The organism is Sphingomonas sp. BL-S-30 (assembly GCF_055521475.1).
The window spans coordinates 4,240,264-4,254,955 of record NZ_CM145481.1; the positions used below are offsets into that span (position 1 = coordinate 4,240,264).

18 protein-coding genes are annotated in these 14,692 nt (G+C 67.2%); 13 read left to right on the forward strand and 5 right to left on the reverse strand.

Annotation, left to right across the window (positions count from 1 at the left end; genetic code table 11):
- Positions 1–446: 446 nt before the first annotated feature.
- From ACZ1I5_RS19795 to ACZ1I5_RS19820, 6 genes are all read left to right on the forward strand, one after another.
- On the forward strand, positions 447–698 hold the full coding sequence (locus ACZ1I5_RS19795; RefSeq protein WP_465170948.1) for a hypothetical protein: 252 nt from the start codon (positions 447–449) through the stop codon (positions 696–698).
- Between the two features lie 66 nt (positions 699–764).
- Positions 765–1,049 carry an outer membrane protein gene (locus ACZ1I5_RS19800; RefSeq protein WP_465174006.1) on the forward strand — a complete coding sequence of 95 codons (285 nt, stop codon included), beginning with the start codon at positions 765–767 and terminating at the stop codon, positions 1,047–1,049.
- A 300-nt stretch (positions 1,050–1,349) separates the two neighbouring features.
- On the forward strand, positions 1,350–2,255 hold the full coding sequence (locus ACZ1I5_RS19805) for a sugar phosphate isomerase/epimerase family protein (RefSeq protein ID WP_465170949.1): 906 nt from the start codon (positions 1,350–1,352) through the stop codon (positions 2,253–2,255).
- Positions 2,252–3,412: a Gfo/Idh/MocA family protein gene (locus tag ACZ1I5_RS19810; protein ID WP_465170950.1), complete on the forward strand. Its 1,161-nt coding sequence runs from the start codon at positions 2,252–2,254 to the stop codon at positions 3,410–3,412. Before ACZ1I5_RS19805 ends, ACZ1I5_RS19810 begins: the two co-directional genes overlap by 4 nt.
- Complete coding sequence (locus ACZ1I5_RS19815; RefSeq protein WP_465170951.1) at positions 3,409–4,461, forward strand: sugar phosphate isomerase/epimerase family protein; 1,053 nt, start codon at positions 3,409–3,411, stop codon at positions 4,459–4,461. The genes ACZ1I5_RS19810 and ACZ1I5_RS19815 overlap by 4 nt, the downstream gene beginning before the upstream one ends.
- A gap of 72 nt (positions 4,462–4,533) precedes the next feature.
- A complete protein-coding gene (locus ACZ1I5_RS19820; protein WP_465170952.1) occupies positions 4,534–4,776 on the forward strand; it encodes a DUF559 domain-containing protein in 243 nt (80 codons plus the stop codon).
- A 217-nt stretch (positions 4,777–4,993) separates the two neighbouring features.
- On the opposite strand, the gene ACZ1I5_RS19825 is transcribed toward ACZ1I5_RS19820, so the two are convergent.
- Positions 4,994–5,746, reverse strand: coding sequence for a ThuA domain-containing protein (locus tag ACZ1I5_RS19825; protein ID WP_465170953.1), 753 nt, complete (start codon positions 5,744–5,746; stop codon positions 4,994–4,996).
- A gap of 134 nt (positions 5,747–5,880) precedes the next feature.
- Between ACZ1I5_RS19825 and ACZ1I5_RS19830 the strand changes: the two genes are divergently transcribed.
- Entirely contained in the window at positions 5,881–6,444 is a 564-nt protein-coding gene (locus ACZ1I5_RS19830; RefSeq protein WP_465170954.1) for a gluconate 2-dehydrogenase subunit 3 family protein, read from the forward strand.
- A 33-nt stretch (positions 6,445–6,477) separates the two neighbouring features.
- A complete protein-coding gene (locus ACZ1I5_RS19835) occupies positions 6,478–8,166 on the forward strand; it encodes a GMC oxidoreductase (RefSeq protein WP_465170955.1) in 1,689 nt (562 codons plus the stop codon).
- A gap of 75 nt (positions 8,167–8,241) precedes the next feature.
- Here ACZ1I5_RS19835 and ACZ1I5_RS19840 read toward each other — a convergent pair whose 3' ends face one another.
- Positions 8,242–8,694 carry a hypothetical protein gene (locus ACZ1I5_RS19840; protein WP_465170956.1) on the reverse strand — a complete coding sequence of 151 codons (453 nt, stop codon included), beginning with the start codon at positions 8,692–8,694 and terminating at the stop codon, positions 8,242–8,244.
- Positions 8,694–9,854, reverse strand: a complete 1,161-nt coding sequence (locus tag ACZ1I5_RS19845; RefSeq protein ID WP_465170957.1) for a serine hydrolase domain-containing protein — start codon at positions 9,852–9,854, stop codon at positions 8,694–8,696. The genes ACZ1I5_RS19840 and ACZ1I5_RS19845 overlap by 1 nt, the downstream gene beginning before the upstream one ends.
- Between ACZ1I5_RS19845 and ACZ1I5_RS19850 the strand changes: the two genes are divergently transcribed.
- On the forward strand, positions 9,853–10,173 hold the full coding sequence (locus ACZ1I5_RS19850; protein ID WP_465170958.1) for a hypothetical protein: 321 nt from the start codon (positions 9,853–9,855) through the stop codon (positions 10,171–10,173). The genes ACZ1I5_RS19845 and ACZ1I5_RS19850 overlap by 2 nt on opposite strands.
- 27 nt (positions 10,174–10,200) lie before the next feature.
- Here the strand turns inward: ACZ1I5_RS19850 and mnmA are convergent, their stop codons facing one another.
- On the reverse strand, positions 10,201–11,313 hold the full coding sequence (mnmA, locus tag ACZ1I5_RS19855) for a tRNA 2-thiouridine(34) synthase MnmA (protein ID WP_465174007.1): 1,113 nt from the start codon (positions 11,311–11,313) through the stop codon (positions 10,201–10,203).
- 140 nt (positions 11,314–11,453) lie between these two features.
- Between mnmA and ACZ1I5_RS19860 the strand changes: the two genes are divergently transcribed.
- From ACZ1I5_RS19860 to ACZ1I5_RS19870, 3 genes are all read left to right on the forward strand, one after another.
- On the forward strand, positions 11,454–11,708 hold the full coding sequence (locus ACZ1I5_RS19860; protein WP_465170959.1) for a hypothetical protein: 255 nt from the start codon (positions 11,454–11,456) through the stop codon (positions 11,706–11,708).
- Positions 11,709–11,779: 71 nt separating this feature from the next.
- Complete coding sequence (gene sciP / locus ACZ1I5_RS19865) at positions 11,780–12,079, forward strand: CtrA inhibitor SciP (protein ID WP_465170960.1); 300 nt, start codon at positions 11,780–11,782, stop codon at positions 12,077–12,079.
- 114 nt (positions 12,080–12,193) lie between these two features.
- Positions 12,194–12,445 (forward strand): GlsB/YeaQ/YmgE family stress response membrane protein, encoded by a 252-nt coding sequence (locus ACZ1I5_RS19870; protein ID WP_465174008.1) that lies wholly within the window; start codon positions 12,194–12,196, stop codon positions 12,443–12,445.
- 54 nt (positions 12,446–12,499) lie between these two features.
- Here the strand turns inward: ACZ1I5_RS19870 and ACZ1I5_RS19875 are convergent, their stop codons facing one another.
- Positions 12,500–13,222 (reverse strand): SIMPL domain-containing protein, encoded by a 723-nt coding sequence (locus tag ACZ1I5_RS19875; protein ID WP_465170961.1) that lies wholly within the window; start codon positions 13,220–13,222, stop codon positions 12,500–12,502.
- Between the two features lie 276 nt (positions 13,223–13,498).
- Here ACZ1I5_RS19875 and ACZ1I5_RS19880 point away from each other — a divergent pair, with 276 nt between their 5' ends.
- Positions 13,499–14,686: an efflux RND transporter periplasmic adaptor subunit gene (locus tag ACZ1I5_RS19880; protein ID WP_465174009.1), complete on the forward strand. Its 1,188-nt coding sequence runs from the start codon at positions 13,499–13,501 to the stop codon at positions 14,684–14,686.
- The last annotated feature ends 6 nt before the right edge of the window (positions 14,687–14,692 follow it).

The window sequence follows — 14,692 nt, forward strand, 5'->3', positions numbered from 1 at the left end:
TCTACGGCGCCATGCCGCACCGCAACAGGTTGGTCGCACCCCCGTCGCAACGTTGCGGACATTGAAAGGCGAATGCGTCAGACAGGCTGCCGTACCGTCTAACCAAGCCCCCCGGCGATGACGGTACGCAGCGTTCGCCTTTGCCCCTCACTGGCGGCGCCGGCATCGGCCATCCGGACCATGGGTTCGGGTGGTCGATTTGCGTTGGGGCCCGGTTCCTTCCCTTTTTTCGCCGACGGCAGCCGCGCGCGCCGGCAACAAGGGGCAATAAGCCCGTTCCGGTCTCATTCGTCGGGCAATCCGCCATGCTCGACGACGATTAGTCGCACCGGTCGCGCGGCGGGTTCATTGCGCAACCGTTCCCGTTAGCGGCCCTCAGCGCGGCCAATCCAGGCCGCCGACGTCACCCGGCAAAGGACCGGGGAATATTCAAGGAAAGACTAGTAATGCGTACCACTCTCTTCGTTCTTGCTCTCGCCGCCGCGCTCGCGGCTACCCCTGCCTGTGCGCAGGATGAGGCGCACAGCTTCACCGGTCCCCGCGTCGAAGCGACCTTCGGCTATGATTCGACGCACGCCGATGTCGGCGTTCCGTCCGATCAGGACAGTGTCGATGGCCTGCGGATCGGCGGCGCGGTCGGCTATGATCTGCCGATCGGCTCCCGTTTCACGATCGGCGCCGAGGCCGGCATCGGCTGACAGGTTTCGGGCAGCGCCGACGCGTCGATCGGCACCACCAATTTTCACCTGACCACCGGCCGCGACATCGACGTGTCGCTGCGCCTGGGCGCCAAGGTCGCGCCGAGCACCTTGCTTTATGTCAAGGCGGGCTATGCCAACAGTCAGTTCCGCCTGCGCACCACGCTTGGCGGCACCACCGGCAACACCGTCTCCACGGTGAGCACCAATGAAGATGGCTACCGCATCGGTGCCGGCGTCGAGCAGATGCTTGGCGACCATCTCTATGCCAAGGCCGAATATCGCTACAGCGACTATGGCGACCATGTTTCGCGTCACCAGGTCCTGCTCGGCGCGGGCTATCGTTTCTGAACGACCCCCGCCTTTCCACTCACCGCAAAAGGGCAGCGCCGGTCGTCCGGCGCTGTCCCGCGCGCAGGAGACATCCCGTGAAGCAGATCATGCCCCTCATCCTCGCCAGCTTTCCCCTCGTCATCATGATCGGGGTGTGGAGCGGCGCACTCTGACCTGGCCGCGCGGTCGCATGGCGCGACCGGCGGCTGTTGTTGCGGCTTGCATCGCCGCGCCTCCCGGTCAATCATATAGGATGGGAGCGCACAACAAGGTGCGAAGGAAGCGGCGCCAGCCCGCGACTCCCGATGGAGGGGTCCGATGCTCGATCGCCGTACTTTTCTCGGTGCCACAGGCGCTGCCATTGCCACCGCGTTTCTGCCGGCCGATGCCCATGCCATGCCGCTAGGGCTTCCGCCGGGGCTCCAGCTCTGGGCAGTGAAGGACGATCTGGCGAAGGATTTCGCCGGCACGCTGAAATCGGTCAAGGCGATCGGTTATGACCGGGTCGAGGCCGCCGGCTGGGTCGGTCTGTCGCCGGCCGATTTTCGCAAGGGCGTGGCCGCCGCCGGGCTCGATTGCGTCTCCTGCCATTATTCGATGCGCGATCTGATGGACGAATTCGAAACCAAGCTCGCCGCCGCGCGCGAGGTCGGCGTAAAATTTTTCGTGGCCTCTTCCCCCGCCTCGGCGAAACCGCTCGATCCGAAGCGCCCCTGGATCCAGGCCGTCGCCGAGGCGATGACGCTCGACGACTGGCGCCGCAACGCCGCGCGGATGAACGAGATCGGCGCGCGCGCGAAAGCGCTCGGCATGCGCTTCGCCTATCACAACCATCCGGCCGAATTCCTTGCCTATGACGGCAAGGTCGCGTTCCACGAATTGCTCGAGCACACCGATCCCGCGCTCGTCGCGTTCGAGCTCGATCTCGGCTGGGCCGCCGCGGCCGGGCATGATCCGGCGCATGTGCTGAAGGAGCATGGCGCGCGGATCGAGCTGCTCCACGTCAAGGACATCGCGACGAAGGAACGCAAGGCCGGGCGGATCGCCGACGACCTGACCACCGTGCCGATCGGCAAGGGCAGCATCGACTGGCCATCGGTCTTCGCCGCCGCCAAGGCCGCACCGATCAAGAGCTGGTTCGTCGAGCAGGAACCGCCATGGGTCCAGCCCCCGCTTGCCGCGATCGCCGAGAGCATGGCCTATCTGAAGACCCTCGCCGCATGACGGATCCGGTCCGCTATGCGATGGTCGGCGGGGGCGAGGGCGCGTTCATTGGCCCGGTTCACCGCACCGCCGCCGCCATCGCCGGCAATTGCCGGCTGGTCGCGGGTGCGCTGAGCAGCGATCCCGAGCGCGCGAAACGCTCCGGCGTCGCGGCGGGCATCGCGCCAGAGCGGAGTTATGCCAGCTACCAGGCGCTGCTCGACGGCGAGAAGGCACTGCCCGAGGACGAGCGCGCCGAATTCATCGCGATCGTCACCCCCAACCATGTCCATGCGCCCGTCGCCATCGCCGCGCTGGAGGCGGGCTTTCCCGTGCTCACCGACAAGCCGCTGACCGACACGCTCGACGCCGCGCTCGCTTTCCGGGCAGCGGCCACGCGCACCGGCGGGCTGGTCGGCGTCACGCATACGTATCTCGGTTATCCGATGGTGCGGCAGGCCCGCGCGCTCGTTGCGGCGGGCGATCTTGGCGCGGTGCGGCGCGTCGCGGTGCGTTACACGCAAGGGTGGCTGGCCGGGGCCGGCGACGCGGTCGGCAAGCAAGCGGAATGGCGGATCGATCCGGCGCGCTCGGGCCTGGCTGGCGCGTTCGGCGATATCGGCACGCATGCCTTTAACCTGGTCGAATATTTCACCGGCGAGCGCATGACCCGCCTCTCGGCGGAACTGCGCGCCGCCGTGCCGGGCCGGCTGCTCGACGATGACGGCGCCGCGATGTTCCATCTCTCGGGCGGCGGGCGCGGTACCCTGGTCGCCAGCCAGATCTGCACCGGCGATTCGAACGGGCTGGAGATATCGGTCTGGTGCGAAAAGGCCGGGCTGCACTGGCATCAGGAGCATCCCAACCATCTGCGCGTCGCGCGGCGCGGCGGGCCGGAGGAGATCTGGACGCCCGGCGTCGACCGGACCTATCTCGGCGAGGCGGCGATGCGCGTGACGCGCGTGCCCTCGGGCCATCCCGAGGGTTATCTCGAGGCCTTCGCCAATATCTATCGCGATTTTGCCGACGCAGTGCGCGGCAACGCGCCCGCCTCGCCCTGCTATGCCAGCCTCGCCGATGGCGTCGCCGGCATGCGCTTCATCCAGGCCGCTTGTGACAGCAGCGCGGGCGGCGGCACTTGGACCCATCTTGGGACCGATCTTGGAGACGATGCATGAAGGGTCCCGCCATCTTCCTGGCGCAGTTTGCCGGCGACACGGCGCCGTATAATTCGCTTGGCGCGATCGCCAGATGGGCGGCCGATCTCGGTTATGCCGGGGTACAGATCCCGACATGGGATGCGCGGCTGTTCGACCTGAAACAGGCATCCGAAAGCCAGGATTATTGCGACGAGGTCGCCGGGGTGTGCGCGGAAGCCGGGGTCGCGATCACCGAGCTGTCGACTCATCTCCAGGGCCAGCTCGTCGCGGTGCACCCCGCCTATGACGAATTGTTCGACGCCTTCGCCCCCGCCGAAGTGCATGGCAAGCCGGCCGAGCGCACTGAATGGGCCAAGGAACAGGTCCGCATGGCCGCCCGCGCCAGCCGCCGCCTGGGGCTCAACGCGCACGCCACCTTCTCCGGCGCGCTGCTCTGGCACACCATGTATCCCTGGCCGCAGCGCCCCGCCGGCCTGGTCGAGGAAGGCTTCAGGGAACTGGCGACACGCTGGCTACCGCTGCTCGACGTGTTCGAGGAGAATGGCGTCGATGCATGCTTCGAGATTCATCCCGGCGAGGACCTGCATGACGGGATCAGCTGGGAGCGCTTCCTGACCGCGGTCGGTGAGCATCCCCGCGCCAACATCCTCTACGATCCCAGCCATTTCCTGCTGCAGCAGCTCGATTATGTCGACTTCATCGACCGGTACCACGACCGCATCCGCATGTTCCATGTGAAGGACGCCGAGTTCCGCCCCAATGGCCGCGCCGGCGTCTATGGCGGCTATGCCGACTGGGCCGACCGCCCCGGCCGCTTCCGCTCGCTCGGCGATGGCCAGATCGATTTCGGCGCGATCTTCTCGGCCTTCACCAAATATGACTATGCCGGCTGGGCGGTGGTCGAATGGGAATGCTGCTTCAAGCACCCCGAACAGGGCGCCGCCGAAGGCGCGCCGTTCGTCGAAGCGCACATGATCCGCAAGGCCGACCGGGCGTTCGACGACTTTGCCGGGACAGCGCCGGATGCGGCGAGGAACCGGCGGATTTTGGGGCTGGAGCGGGACTAACTTCTCCCCTCCCTGAAAGGGAGGGGCCGGGGGTGGGTTGGCGAGCGAAGCTCGCCGCTCTACGCTAGCCAAATGCGCCGCGTCCCGAAGCTGATGACAGACCGAGCCAGATCGCTCCGCCGGGAAGCGACGCCGGCCGAACGCGCACTCTGGCAGTTGGTCTCCCACTACCGGCCCGCCTTCACACGCCAACTCGTCGTCGATCGCTACATTGTCCATCTGGCCTGCCGAACAGCAAAGCTGGCGGTCGAATTCGACGGCAGCCAACATCACGACCAGACGGACTATGACGCGGAACGCGCTGCCACGCTCTAAGCACTGGGCTGGCGCGTCATCCGTCTCTGGAACAGCGACGTCGTGACCAATCCGGAAGGCGCCGCCGAGCACATTCTGTCGGAAACCGCCGAGTGCCTCGGCGGAACCCACCCAGTGCGGCAGCAGCCCTGTCCCCCGGACAGGGCCAAGAGCTGCCGCACTCCCCTCCCTTCCAGGGAGGGGAGAAAAAGAGAGCCGCGCTACCGCTGAGAAGACCCTACCGCCGCAACACCCAGTTCAGCCCATTCTGCAGCTCGCGCAGGAACCACGGGTCCTGATACGCCTCGGCGCCGTGCCCCATCGCGGTGTAGAACACCCGTCCGCCCTCGAACTCATGCACCCAGGCCACCGGATTGGGGTTTACGTCCGCCTCGCCGATCGATCCCGGGTCGACCGTCGCCAGCAGATGCAGCCGCGGGTCGTAATCGTCGTAATAATACCATTCGTCGACATGCCGGCTGATCGGCGCGAGGCCCCTGGTCACTGGATGCTTCGAATCCACCACGGTCACCGTCCCCTCGGGCGTACCCTTGGGGTGGCGCTGGAAATAGCCGCCGATCATCCGGCCGTACCACGGCCAGTTATAGTGCGAATCCGCCGCGGCATGGATGCCCACGATCCCGCCGCCGCGATGGACAAAGGCCTGGAGCGCGTCGCGCTTGCTGCCGGTCAGCCATTCCGAGGTCGGATCGCTTTTCCTGCTGGTGTTGCTGATCAGGATGATCGCCTCCACGCCCTTCAGCCCCTCGGCGCTGAAAACGTCGGGATCGGCACTCGCGACCATCGTCACGCCCATCTTCTTGCCCATCGCCTGCAGCGCCGCCACGCCCGGTTCGATCGAGGCATGGCGATAGCCGGTCGAGTAAGTGAAGATCAGGACGCGCGGCGCTTCCTTTGCCCAGGCAGCACCGCCACCGACCAGGGTCAGCGCGCCCAGGAGGATCGCCAGCAGGCGAAGCACATGTCTCATCATCGATCCTCCCCACGGCCCGCGCTCTCCAGCTTGGTACCGCTAACGCTAAAGGCTGGACAAGGTCCACTCCGCCCGGCAGTCTGGCCTGCAAGCTGGAGGCGCACAAGCGCCCAGATGCAGAGGATGGTGGAATGGTCGACGGCCCCGGGCTCGACAGCACAGCACTCGATCGCCGTGCGCTCCTGCGCAGCGCGATCCTGCTCGTCGGCGGCACCATCGCCGGCCTGCCCGACATCGCCTTTGCGACCGCTCCCACCAGGGCCTTCTTCACTGCCGGAGAACGCGCTGTGCTCGATTCGGTCTGCGCCGCCCTGATCCCGCGCACCGATACGCCCGGCGCGCTCGAGGCCGGCGTGCCTGCCTTCATCGATGCGATGATGACCAACTGGGCAGCGCCGAAGACGGCCGAACGCTTCCGCTCGGTGCTGGCCAATATCGACAATGCCGCCCGCACGGAAACCGGCAAGGGTTTCGCCGCGCTCACGGCAACCGAGCGCGATACCCGCCTTGCCGCGCTCGACGCCGCCGCTTTCGCGAAAAACGACTGGGACTGGCGCCGGTTCAAGAGCCTCGCGCTGACCGGCTATTATCTGTCGGAGCCCGGCGCGACTCAGGAACTTCGCTACGAACTGGTGCCGGGCGCGTGGGAGCCAGCGGTGAAGATGGGTCCCGACACCCGCGCCTGGGCGGTGTGACATGACGATTTCGGGGATCATCGGGGGACGGCAATGAGCTTCGACGCGATCGTCATCGGATCGGGCATGAGCGGCGGCTGGGCCGCCAAGGAACTGACCGAACGCGGCCTCAAGACGCTGGTGATCGAGCGTGGCCGGCATATCGAGCATGGCAGCGACTACACCGACTCGCTCTCGCCCTGGGAGCTCGACAATTACGGCCAGGTCTCGGAGTCCGAAATCGAGGCCGATTATGAGGTGCAGAGCAAATGCTATGCCTTCTCCACCGCCAACAAGCATTTCTGGGCGAAGGACAGCGACCACCCCTATACCACGCCCGAGGACAAGCCCTTTTACTGGATCCGCGGCTATCACCTCGGCGGCCGATCGCTGATGTGGGCACGGCAATCCTACCGCCTGAGCGAGATGGATTTCGAATCCAATGCGAAGGACGGCTATGGCACCGACTGGCCGATCCGCTATCCCGACATGGCCAAATGGTACGACCATGTGGAGACCTTTGCCGGCATCTCCGGGTCGCTGGAGGGGCTGTCGCAACTGCCGGACGGCAAATATCTCCCTCCCATGGCGCTGACCCCGGTCGAGGCGGAATTCGGCCGCAAGATGGAAGCGGCCTTTCCCACCCGGAAGCTGATCACCGGGCGCTGCGCGCATCTCACCGCGCCGACGCCCGAGCATGAAGCACTCGGCCGCGGCGCCTGCCAATACCGGTCGCTGTGCGAGCGTGGCTGCTCCTATGGCGCCTATTTCTCCAGCCTCAGCGCAACCCTGCCGGCGGCGAAGAACACCGGCAACCTGACCATCGTCACGGACGCGATCGCGCACAGCATCGTCTACGACCCCAAGACCGGCAAGGCATCGGGCGTGCGCGTGATCGACCAGAACACGAAGGTCGGCACCGTCCATGAGGCGAAGCTGATCTTCCTGTGCGCCTCGACCTTCGGCACCGCGCAGATTCTGCTGAATTCGACCTCGGAGGCCTTTCCGACCGGCCTCGCCAACCGCTCCGACATGGTCGGGCGCAACGTGACCGATCATATCAGTGGCATGGGCGCGGCCGGCACCTATCCCGGTTTCGAGGATATCTATCATCACGGTCGCCGACCGAACGGCTTCTACGTCCCGCGCTATCGCAACGTGACCGAGCCCGGCGACGGCTATACCCGCGGCTTCGGCTTCCAGGGACGCGGGCTGCGCTCGAGCTGGCAGCGCGGCATCGGCGAACCCGGCACGGGCGCAGCGCTCAAGACGAAACTGCGCAAGCCCGGGCCATGGACGCTGAACCTCAATGGCTTTGGCGAGATGCTGCCCCGGCCGGAGAACCGCGTCACGCTTCACCCGACCCGCACCGACAAATGGGGCATCCCGATCCTTCATATCGACGTGTCGCTCGGGCCGCAGGACCTGAAGATGATCGACCAGGCCAGTGCCGATGCCAAGGCGATGCTGGAGCTCGCCGGCTGCACCGATATCACCCAGACCAGACATTATGGCGGGCTGGGCCTCGGCATCCATGAAATGGGCACCGCCCGCATGGGCAAGGACCCGAAGACCTCGGTGCTCAACGGCTATAACCAGGCACATGACGTGCCTAACCTGTTCGTCACCGATGGGTCGTGCATGGCCTCGTCCGGCTGCCAGAACCCGTCGCTGACCTATATGGCGATGTCGGCGCGCGGCGCGCACCATGCGGTCGAGTTACTGCGCGCCGGCAAGGCCTAGATCGCTTCGGCTATTCTTTCTGCTTCCCCGGCGAAGGCCGGGGAAGCATTGAAGGAGGTATGTGCGCCGCAACGACTACCCGGCCGGGGCGCAGGCCTTGCCGGTGTTCGCGCAGAACAGCTTGAGCACGTCGCCCTTGAAGTCGAGCTTGCCGATCGACGTCATCGTCGCGGCAATCACGCCGGGCATCGCGGTGCGCTGACGGACGGCCGCGCTGGTTTCGACCGCGGCGACCAGCGCCCGCAGGTCCTCGACCGACAGCGCCGCGGCATAGGCATGGCCCTCGGCATCGAGCAGCCGCCCGGTTTCCGCCGCGGCGACCGCCTTGGCCGTGGCGCGCAGCTCGGCCTTTTCGGCGTCGCTCAGCTCCTTGTGCTCCGCGACCAGCTCCTCGGTCTCCTTGGCCGTTAGCAGCGGCACCAGCACCGCGAGCGTCCCCGCATCGGCCAGCCGCCGGCCGAGCAGCTCGGCCTCGGTCGACGGCGCCGCCGCCTGCAGCATGGCGGCAACCAGCATCGTCCCGATCATCATGTCCCTCCCGGCCGGTCGAATCCGGCGACGACATCGCCGAGCGTCTGCATCAGCGCCGCATTGCGCTTGTCCGGCGTATTGCCCAGCCGCACCACGACGATCCCGCGCCCCGGCCCGCTGTCCGGACTGGCGATCACCAGCTGGCCGAGATGCCCGTCCGCCGCGACCGCGCTCGCCGGGCCCTTGCCGGGGAACAGAGTCGCCTTGCCCTCGGCCCCGCCCCGCCGGTTGAGCCAGGTCTGCGCGCCATATTCGGCATCGGTCGGCGAGGGCGTCTTCATGAAGGCCAGCCAGGCCGGATCGACCACCTGCCGCCCGTCGGCCGCCTTGCCGTCGAGCAGCAGCCCGCCGATCCGGCCCCAGTCGTCGAGCGTCATGTGCAGGATCGACCCGCCGATCTGCGTGCCGGCGCCGTCATATTCGAGCACCGCGCTGGTGATGCCCGCGGGCCGAAACAGCCGGGCCTCGGCAAAGTCGGTGTAAGCCTTTGCCCGCACCCGCGGATCATGGCTGGCGGTCAGCGCCCGCGACACGATCTCGGCAAGGATGATGCTGGTCAGCGAGCTATAGCGGAATGTGGTGCCGGGCCTGGTCTCGAGCGGATGGTCGATCGCCGCCATGGCCATGGCGGCGGTATGGCTCACGAACAGCGTCTGGTTGGTATCCGATCTCTCGACCGGGTCGCCCACCTCGACATGCTGCAGCCCCGACGACATCTGCAGTAGCTGGCGCAAGGTGATCGCCGCGCGCGGATCGCCGGCCCCATGCCATTCGGCGATCGGGGCGGGCGCGTCGAGCGTCAGCCGCCCGTCGGTCACCAGCGCGCCGACCAGCATGCCGGTCACCGTCTTCGCCATCGACCAGCTGATGAAGCGGTTGCGGTCCGAATAACCCGGCGCATAGGCCTTGAGCGCCGGGCATCCGTCCGTGGTCACCAGCACGGCGCGGGTTTCGGGGTGGTCGGAAAACAACAAACGGATCGGCGCCATCGACTTCGCCAGGTCGGCGCCGGGGCAGGACGTAGCGGTGTAGGTCGGTCGCGCCTGCGGCGCACCATCGGCGCTCGCCAGGAGCACCGGCACCAGCGCGAGAAAGGCGGCCTTGCGCAGCATCGCCACCACGATAGGGTGCACGCCCATGAAGGCAAGGCGCATCATGGCAGGTCTGGGAGTGCTGCTGCTGGCGTTGCTCGCCGCGGCTTTCCTCTACGCCCGTTCGCTCACGCCCCAGCTCGAGCTCGGCACCGGCTATGCCGCCCGCGTCGCCTGCGCCTGCCGCTATATCGGCAACCGCGACCTGCAGAGCTGCCGCGCCGATTTCGAACCCGGCATGGAAGCGATCCGCCTGGCCGACGATCCGGCGACGAAAACGGTCACCGCCTATGTCCCCCTGATCGCCAGCCGCTCGGCGACCTACGATCCGGTGCTCGGCTGCCAGCCCGAACCGTTCAAAGGCACGCCGCTGAAAGTCCGCTAACTCCCTATCCCGCACGGGAGTAGGATTTCAGGCAGCTTCGCGCGCGACGGCCCGCTCCGTTTCCTCGATCCACCCGCCGCCGAGCACGCGCTCGCCGGCATAGAGCACCGCCGCCTGGCCCGGCGCGACGCCATATTCGGGCGCGTTGAACACCACCCGGTCGCCGATCAGCCGCGCCGGCACCGGCTTGGCGAGCGAGCGCACCTTGGCGGTGAGCGGCCCGTGATGATCGCCGCCGATCCAGTTGATCTCCGACAGCCGCGCCGCCTCGACCGCCAGCGCGGCCTTCGGCCCGACCACCACCCGGCGGCTCTCCGGCTCGAGCCGTACGACATAGAGCGGCTCGGGCGTCCCGCCGATCTCCAGCCCGCGCCGCTGGCCCACGGTGAAGTGGATCAGCCCGCGATGCTTGCCCAGCGTCCGTCCGCCCTCGTCGACGATCTCGCCGCTGGTATCGGCCTCGGGCCGGAGCTTCTTGACCAGCGAGGCATAGTCGCCATCGGGCACGAAGCAGATGTCCTGGCTGTCGGGCTTGGCCGCGACGCCCAGCCCCAGTTCCGCCGCCAGCTCGCGCACCCGGGTCTTGGGCAACCCGCCCAGCGGGAAGCGCAGATAGTCGAGCTGGTCCTGCGTCGTCGCGAACAGGAAATAGCTCTGGTCCCGCGCCGGATCGACCGCGCGGTGCAACTCGGCCCCGGCGGCGCCTTCGACCCGGCGGACATAATGACCGGTCGCCAGGCAATCCGCGCCGAGGTCGCGCGCGACCTGGAACAGGTCGGTGAATTTCGGGCCCATGTTGCAGCGGACGCAGGGGATCGGGGTGCGGCCGCGCAGATATTCGTCGGCGAAGCCGTCGATCACCTGATCGCGAAAGCTCGATTCATGGTCGAACACATAATGCGCGATGCCCAGCCGGTCGCAGACGGCGCGCGCATCGCGGATGTCGCGGCCGGCGCAGCAGCTGCCGGCGCGGCCCACCGCCTCGCCATGGTCGTAGAGCTGGAGCGTCACGCCGATCGTCTCGGCGCCGCTGCGCGCGGCGAGCGCCGCCACCACAGAGCTGTCCACGCCGCCCGACATCGCGACGACGATGCGCCTGCCGGTCAGGTCCGGCCCCAGCTGGAAATCGCCCTCGGTCATCATGCGCGCCAGATAGGCGCGCAGGGCCCGCGATGCAAAGCCGCGGATCTTTTCGCGCCGTTTGAATCGGCTTTACCAGAATTTCAGACCCTTTGCCTAAGCCGGGCGTTGATCGAGTCTCCGACGCCGGAAAGGGCGCTATGGATCTGAGTTTTTCCCGGTTCGAGGCTGACGCCAGCGTCACCGTCCTCCCGCCCGACCTGGCGGTGCTGATGGTGGGAATCGCCGCGCGCCAGGCCGCGAGCCCGACGGCGCGGCACCAGGCCCATCTCGTGCCGGCGCCGAGCCGGCGCCACTGGTTCGCCCCGGACCATGGCGCGTTCAATCCGGCGGTCGCCGACATGATGACTCGGGAACATGAAGGAATGAACCCGTTATTTACTGAGCCGCTTTAGCCGGCGTTCAAGTCCGCCGGGTAGTGATGGTGCAGAAAAGATGGGGCCGCTGCCCCGATCGAGGTTGATAGATGATCGAAAACCAGAAGATTCGCCCCGCCAAAGTCATCGGCCCGCTCGGCGAACCGCTGACCCTCGACACGCTGCCCCCGCCCGAGACGACCCGCTGGGTCGTCCGCCGCAAGGCCGAGGTCGTGGCCGCCGTGAATGGCGGGCTGTTGTCGGTCGACGAAGTGTGTGACCGTTACGGCCTGACCGTGGAGGAATTCGCGGGCTGGCAGCGGGCGATCGACCGTTCGGGCATGCCCGGGCTGCGGGTGACACGCATCCAGCATTATCGGTCGCTGTACGAGCGCCAGCAGAATTATTGACGCTGGACGGGCCGCGTCGCTGAATCGAGCGAAACGCTCGCGGAACAAATCCAAGCAGTCATGAGTCTTTCCCGTCGGAACCCGGACTAGCCGGGAGCAACGGAGGGAAACATGGTGGGTCTTATTGTTTGGCTCGTGGTGGGTGGCGTCGTCGGCTGGCTCGCCAGCATGGTCATGCGTACCGACGGGCAGCAGGGTATCATTCTGAACGTCGTGGTCGGCATCATCGGTTCAGTGATCGCGTCCTTCCTTTTCGGAGGCGGGATCAACCAGGTCATCACGGTGACGACCTTCGTCTATTCGCTGATCGGCGCGATCATCCTGCTCGCAATCGTCAATCTGGTTCGCCGCGGCTCCGTCCGCTAAGCGCCAGACCAGCATCAAGGCGGGCCGCCCGGGCAACCGGGCGGCCCGTTTCGTTCATTTCAGCAGGAACCGGACATTGACCGAAACGGTCACCTCCGTCTCGCCCGGCACCACTCGGGTCGAGGCGTCCATGCCCGCCGCCGCGCGATTGCTGAACATGATCGGCTGCGGCGTGCTGCCGTCATTCTGGCCGGCTTCCGCAATCGACAGGATCCGCGACACAGAGAGACCGGCGGCGCGCGCATAGAGCTCGGCACGCGCGCGGGCGCGCTTCACCGCATCCGCCCGCGCCTCGTCCAGCGCCGCCTCGGGCTGGTCGATCGAGAGGGTCGGGCCGTCGATCTGGTTGGCGCCCTGCGTCACCAGCGCATCGAGGATCGCGCCCGCTTTGGCGATGTCGCGAAAACGGATCGAGACGCTGTTGCTTGCCTGATAGCCGGTGACGATCGGGGGCTGGCCATCAGTGTAGCGATATTGCGGGCTGAGCGACACGCTCGCCGTCCGGTTGTCGCGCGGGGCCACACCGGCGCGCTTCAACGCGTCGAGCACCGCCGCCATGCGGCTGGCATTTTCGGCAAGGGCCGCGGCGGCCGTCGCGCCCTGGGTCACCACGCCGGCGCGGATCGTCGCGACGTCGGGCACGCGGGTGGTTTCGCCCTGGGCAGTGACGTCGAGGATCGCGCCATCGGCAACGATGGTTGGGGTCACCTGAGCCGCGGCGGGCGACAGGCTGAGCGGCAAGGCGGCGAGCGCCACGGCGGTCGCAAGGTAACGCATCAATAATACTCCCGAATCGACCGGGCCGATCTGGCCCGCACATCTTTCCTGCGCCACGTCTGCCAACCTGAGCTGAACGGTCGATCCGACGCTGGACCCAGATCGGTGATATGCAACGATTTCTTCGCGATGACGAGGCGCCGCACTTGCGAAAACGGCCCGAAACGGCCATGGCCGCTGCGGCGCAAACGACCCCTTGAGGTCGGTGACTTATTTCTATAATACAGTAGAACGATAACACGACGCCGATCGGGCGGGACGGGGAAAGTGACGCACATGAATTACGGGCAGCCGACCTTCGGTTCAGACGATCCCCTGGCGCTGCCGGGCGAGGGTCGGTCGAAGCGCCGTTGGTGGATCATCGGCGCGGCAATCCTGGCGGTTCTCATCGTCATCGGGGTCTATTTCGCCATGTCGAGCGGCAAGAAGGACGGCGCGGCCGCCGCCGCCGCGGGCGGCAAGACCGAGCAGCTGCCGACCGTCTCGGTCGCCATTCCCGGCCGCCAGGCCTCGGCGCGAATCATCTCCGCGACGGGATCGCTCGCCGCGCGGCGCGAAATGCCGGTCGGTGTCGCCGGCGAAGGCGGCATGGTCACGCGCGTGCTGGTCGAGCCGGGCCAGTGGGTCGGCGCGGGCCAGGTGCTCGCGACGGTCGACCGCGCCGTGCAGGTCCAGACCGGGGCCTCGCTTGCCGCGCAGGTCAATGTCGCGCGGTCCGACGCGGCCATCGCCCAGTCAGAGCTCGACCGCGCCCAGGCGCTGGTCAATCGCGGCTTCATCTCCAAGGCCGATCTCGAGCGCAAGGCCGCCACCCGCGACGCAGCGGTGGCGCGCGTGCGCGTCGCTCAGGCGCAGCTGGCCGAGCAGAAAGCCCGGACCGGCCGCCTCGACATCCGCGCGCCAGCCGCCGGCCTGGTGCTGACCCGCGCCGTCGAGCCCGGCATGGTGATCAGCTCCGGCTCCGGCACGCTGTTCCGCATGGCCAAGGGCGGTGAGATGGAAATGCGCGCGCAGCTGAGCGAAGCCGACCTGGTCGGCCTCCCCCTCGGCGTGAGCGCTGAGGTCGTGCCCGTGGGCGGTGACACCGCCTTTTCGGGTCAGGTCTGGCAGGTTTCGCCAGTCATCGACCCGAACACCCGCCAGGGCATCGCCCGTATTGCGCTCAGCTACAATCCGGCGCTCAAGCCCGGCGGCTTCGCCTCGGCGACGATCCGCCGCGGCTCCACTGACTTGCCGCAGCTGCCCAACTCCGCGATCCAGAGCGACACCAAGGGCAATTTCGTGTACGTCGTCGGCAACGACAACAAGGTCGTCCGGCGCGCAGTGAAGCTCGGTGAGGTCTCCGACAGCGGCGTCGCGATTGCCGAAGGCCTGGCCGGCAATGAGCGCGTCGTGCTCTCGGCCGGTGCCTTCCTGAACGCCGGACAGAAGATCAAGCCCGTCCTCCAGAAAACGCAAGGCTAAGGGTCT

Excerpts from the sequence above, each read along its gene's own strand:
- ACZ1I5_RS19830 (WP_465170954.1), top strand. The coding sequence starts at position 5,881 with ATGGTCGACGGCCCCGGGCTCGACAGCACAGCACTCGATCGCCGTGCG.
- ACZ1I5_RS19880 (WP_465174009.1), top strand. The coding sequence starts at position 13,499 with ATGAATTACGGGCAGCCGACCTTCGGTTCAGACGATCCCCTGGCGCTG.
- ACZ1I5_RS19860 (WP_465170959.1), top strand. The coding sequence starts at position 11,454 with ATGGATCTGAGTTTTTCCCGGTTCGAGGCTGACGCCAGCGTCACCGTC.
- ACZ1I5_RS19820 (WP_465170952.1), top strand. The coding sequence starts at position 4,534 with ATGCGCCGCGTCCCGAAGCTGATGACAGACCGAGCCAGATCGCTCCGC.
- ACZ1I5_RS19825 (WP_465170953.1), bottom strand. The coding sequence starts at position 5,746 with ATGAGACATGTGCTTCGCCTGCTGGCGATCCTCCTGGGCGCGCTGACC.
- ACZ1I5_RS19845 (WP_465170957.1), bottom strand. The coding sequence starts at position 9,854 with ATGATGCGCCTTGCCTTCATGGGCGTGCACCCTATCGTGGTGGCGATG.
- ACZ1I5_RS19835 (WP_465170955.1), top strand. The coding sequence starts at position 6,478 with ATGAGCTTCGACGCGATCGTCATCGGATCGGGCATGAGCGGCGGCTGG.
- ACZ1I5_RS19850 (WP_465170958.1), top strand. The coding sequence starts at position 9,853 with ATGGCAGGTCTGGGAGTGCTGCTGCTGGCGTTGCTCGCCGCGGCTTTC.
- ACZ1I5_RS19815 (WP_465170951.1), top strand. The coding sequence starts at position 3,409 with ATGAAGGGTCCCGCCATCTTCCTGGCGCAGTTTGCCGGCGACACGGCG.
- ACZ1I5_RS19795 (WP_465170948.1), top strand. The coding sequence starts at position 447 with ATGCGTACCACTCTCTTCGTTCTTGCTCTCGCCGCCGCGCTCGCGGCT.
- mnmA (WP_465174007.1), bottom strand. The coding sequence starts at position 11,313 with ATGACCGAGGGCGATTTCCAGCTGGGGCCGGACCTGACCGGCAGGCGC.
- ACZ1I5_RS19810 (WP_465170950.1), top strand. The coding sequence starts at position 2,252 with ATGACGGATCCGGTCCGCTATGCGATGGTCGGCGGGGGCGAGGGCGCG.
- sciP (WP_465170960.1), top strand. The coding sequence starts at position 11,780 with ATGATCGAAAACCAGAAGATTCGCCCCGCCAAAGTCATCGGCCCGCTC.
- ACZ1I5_RS19840 (WP_465170956.1), bottom strand. The coding sequence starts at position 8,694 with ATGATCGGGACGATGCTGGTTGCCGCCATGCTGCAGGCGGCGGCGCCG.
- ACZ1I5_RS19875 (WP_465170961.1), bottom strand. The coding sequence starts at position 13,222 with ATGCGTTACCTTGCGACCGCCGTGGCGCTCGCCGCCTTGCCGCTCAGC.
- ACZ1I5_RS19805 (WP_465170949.1), top strand. The coding sequence starts at position 1,350 with ATGCTCGATCGCCGTACTTTTCTCGGTGCCACAGGCGCTGCCATTGCC.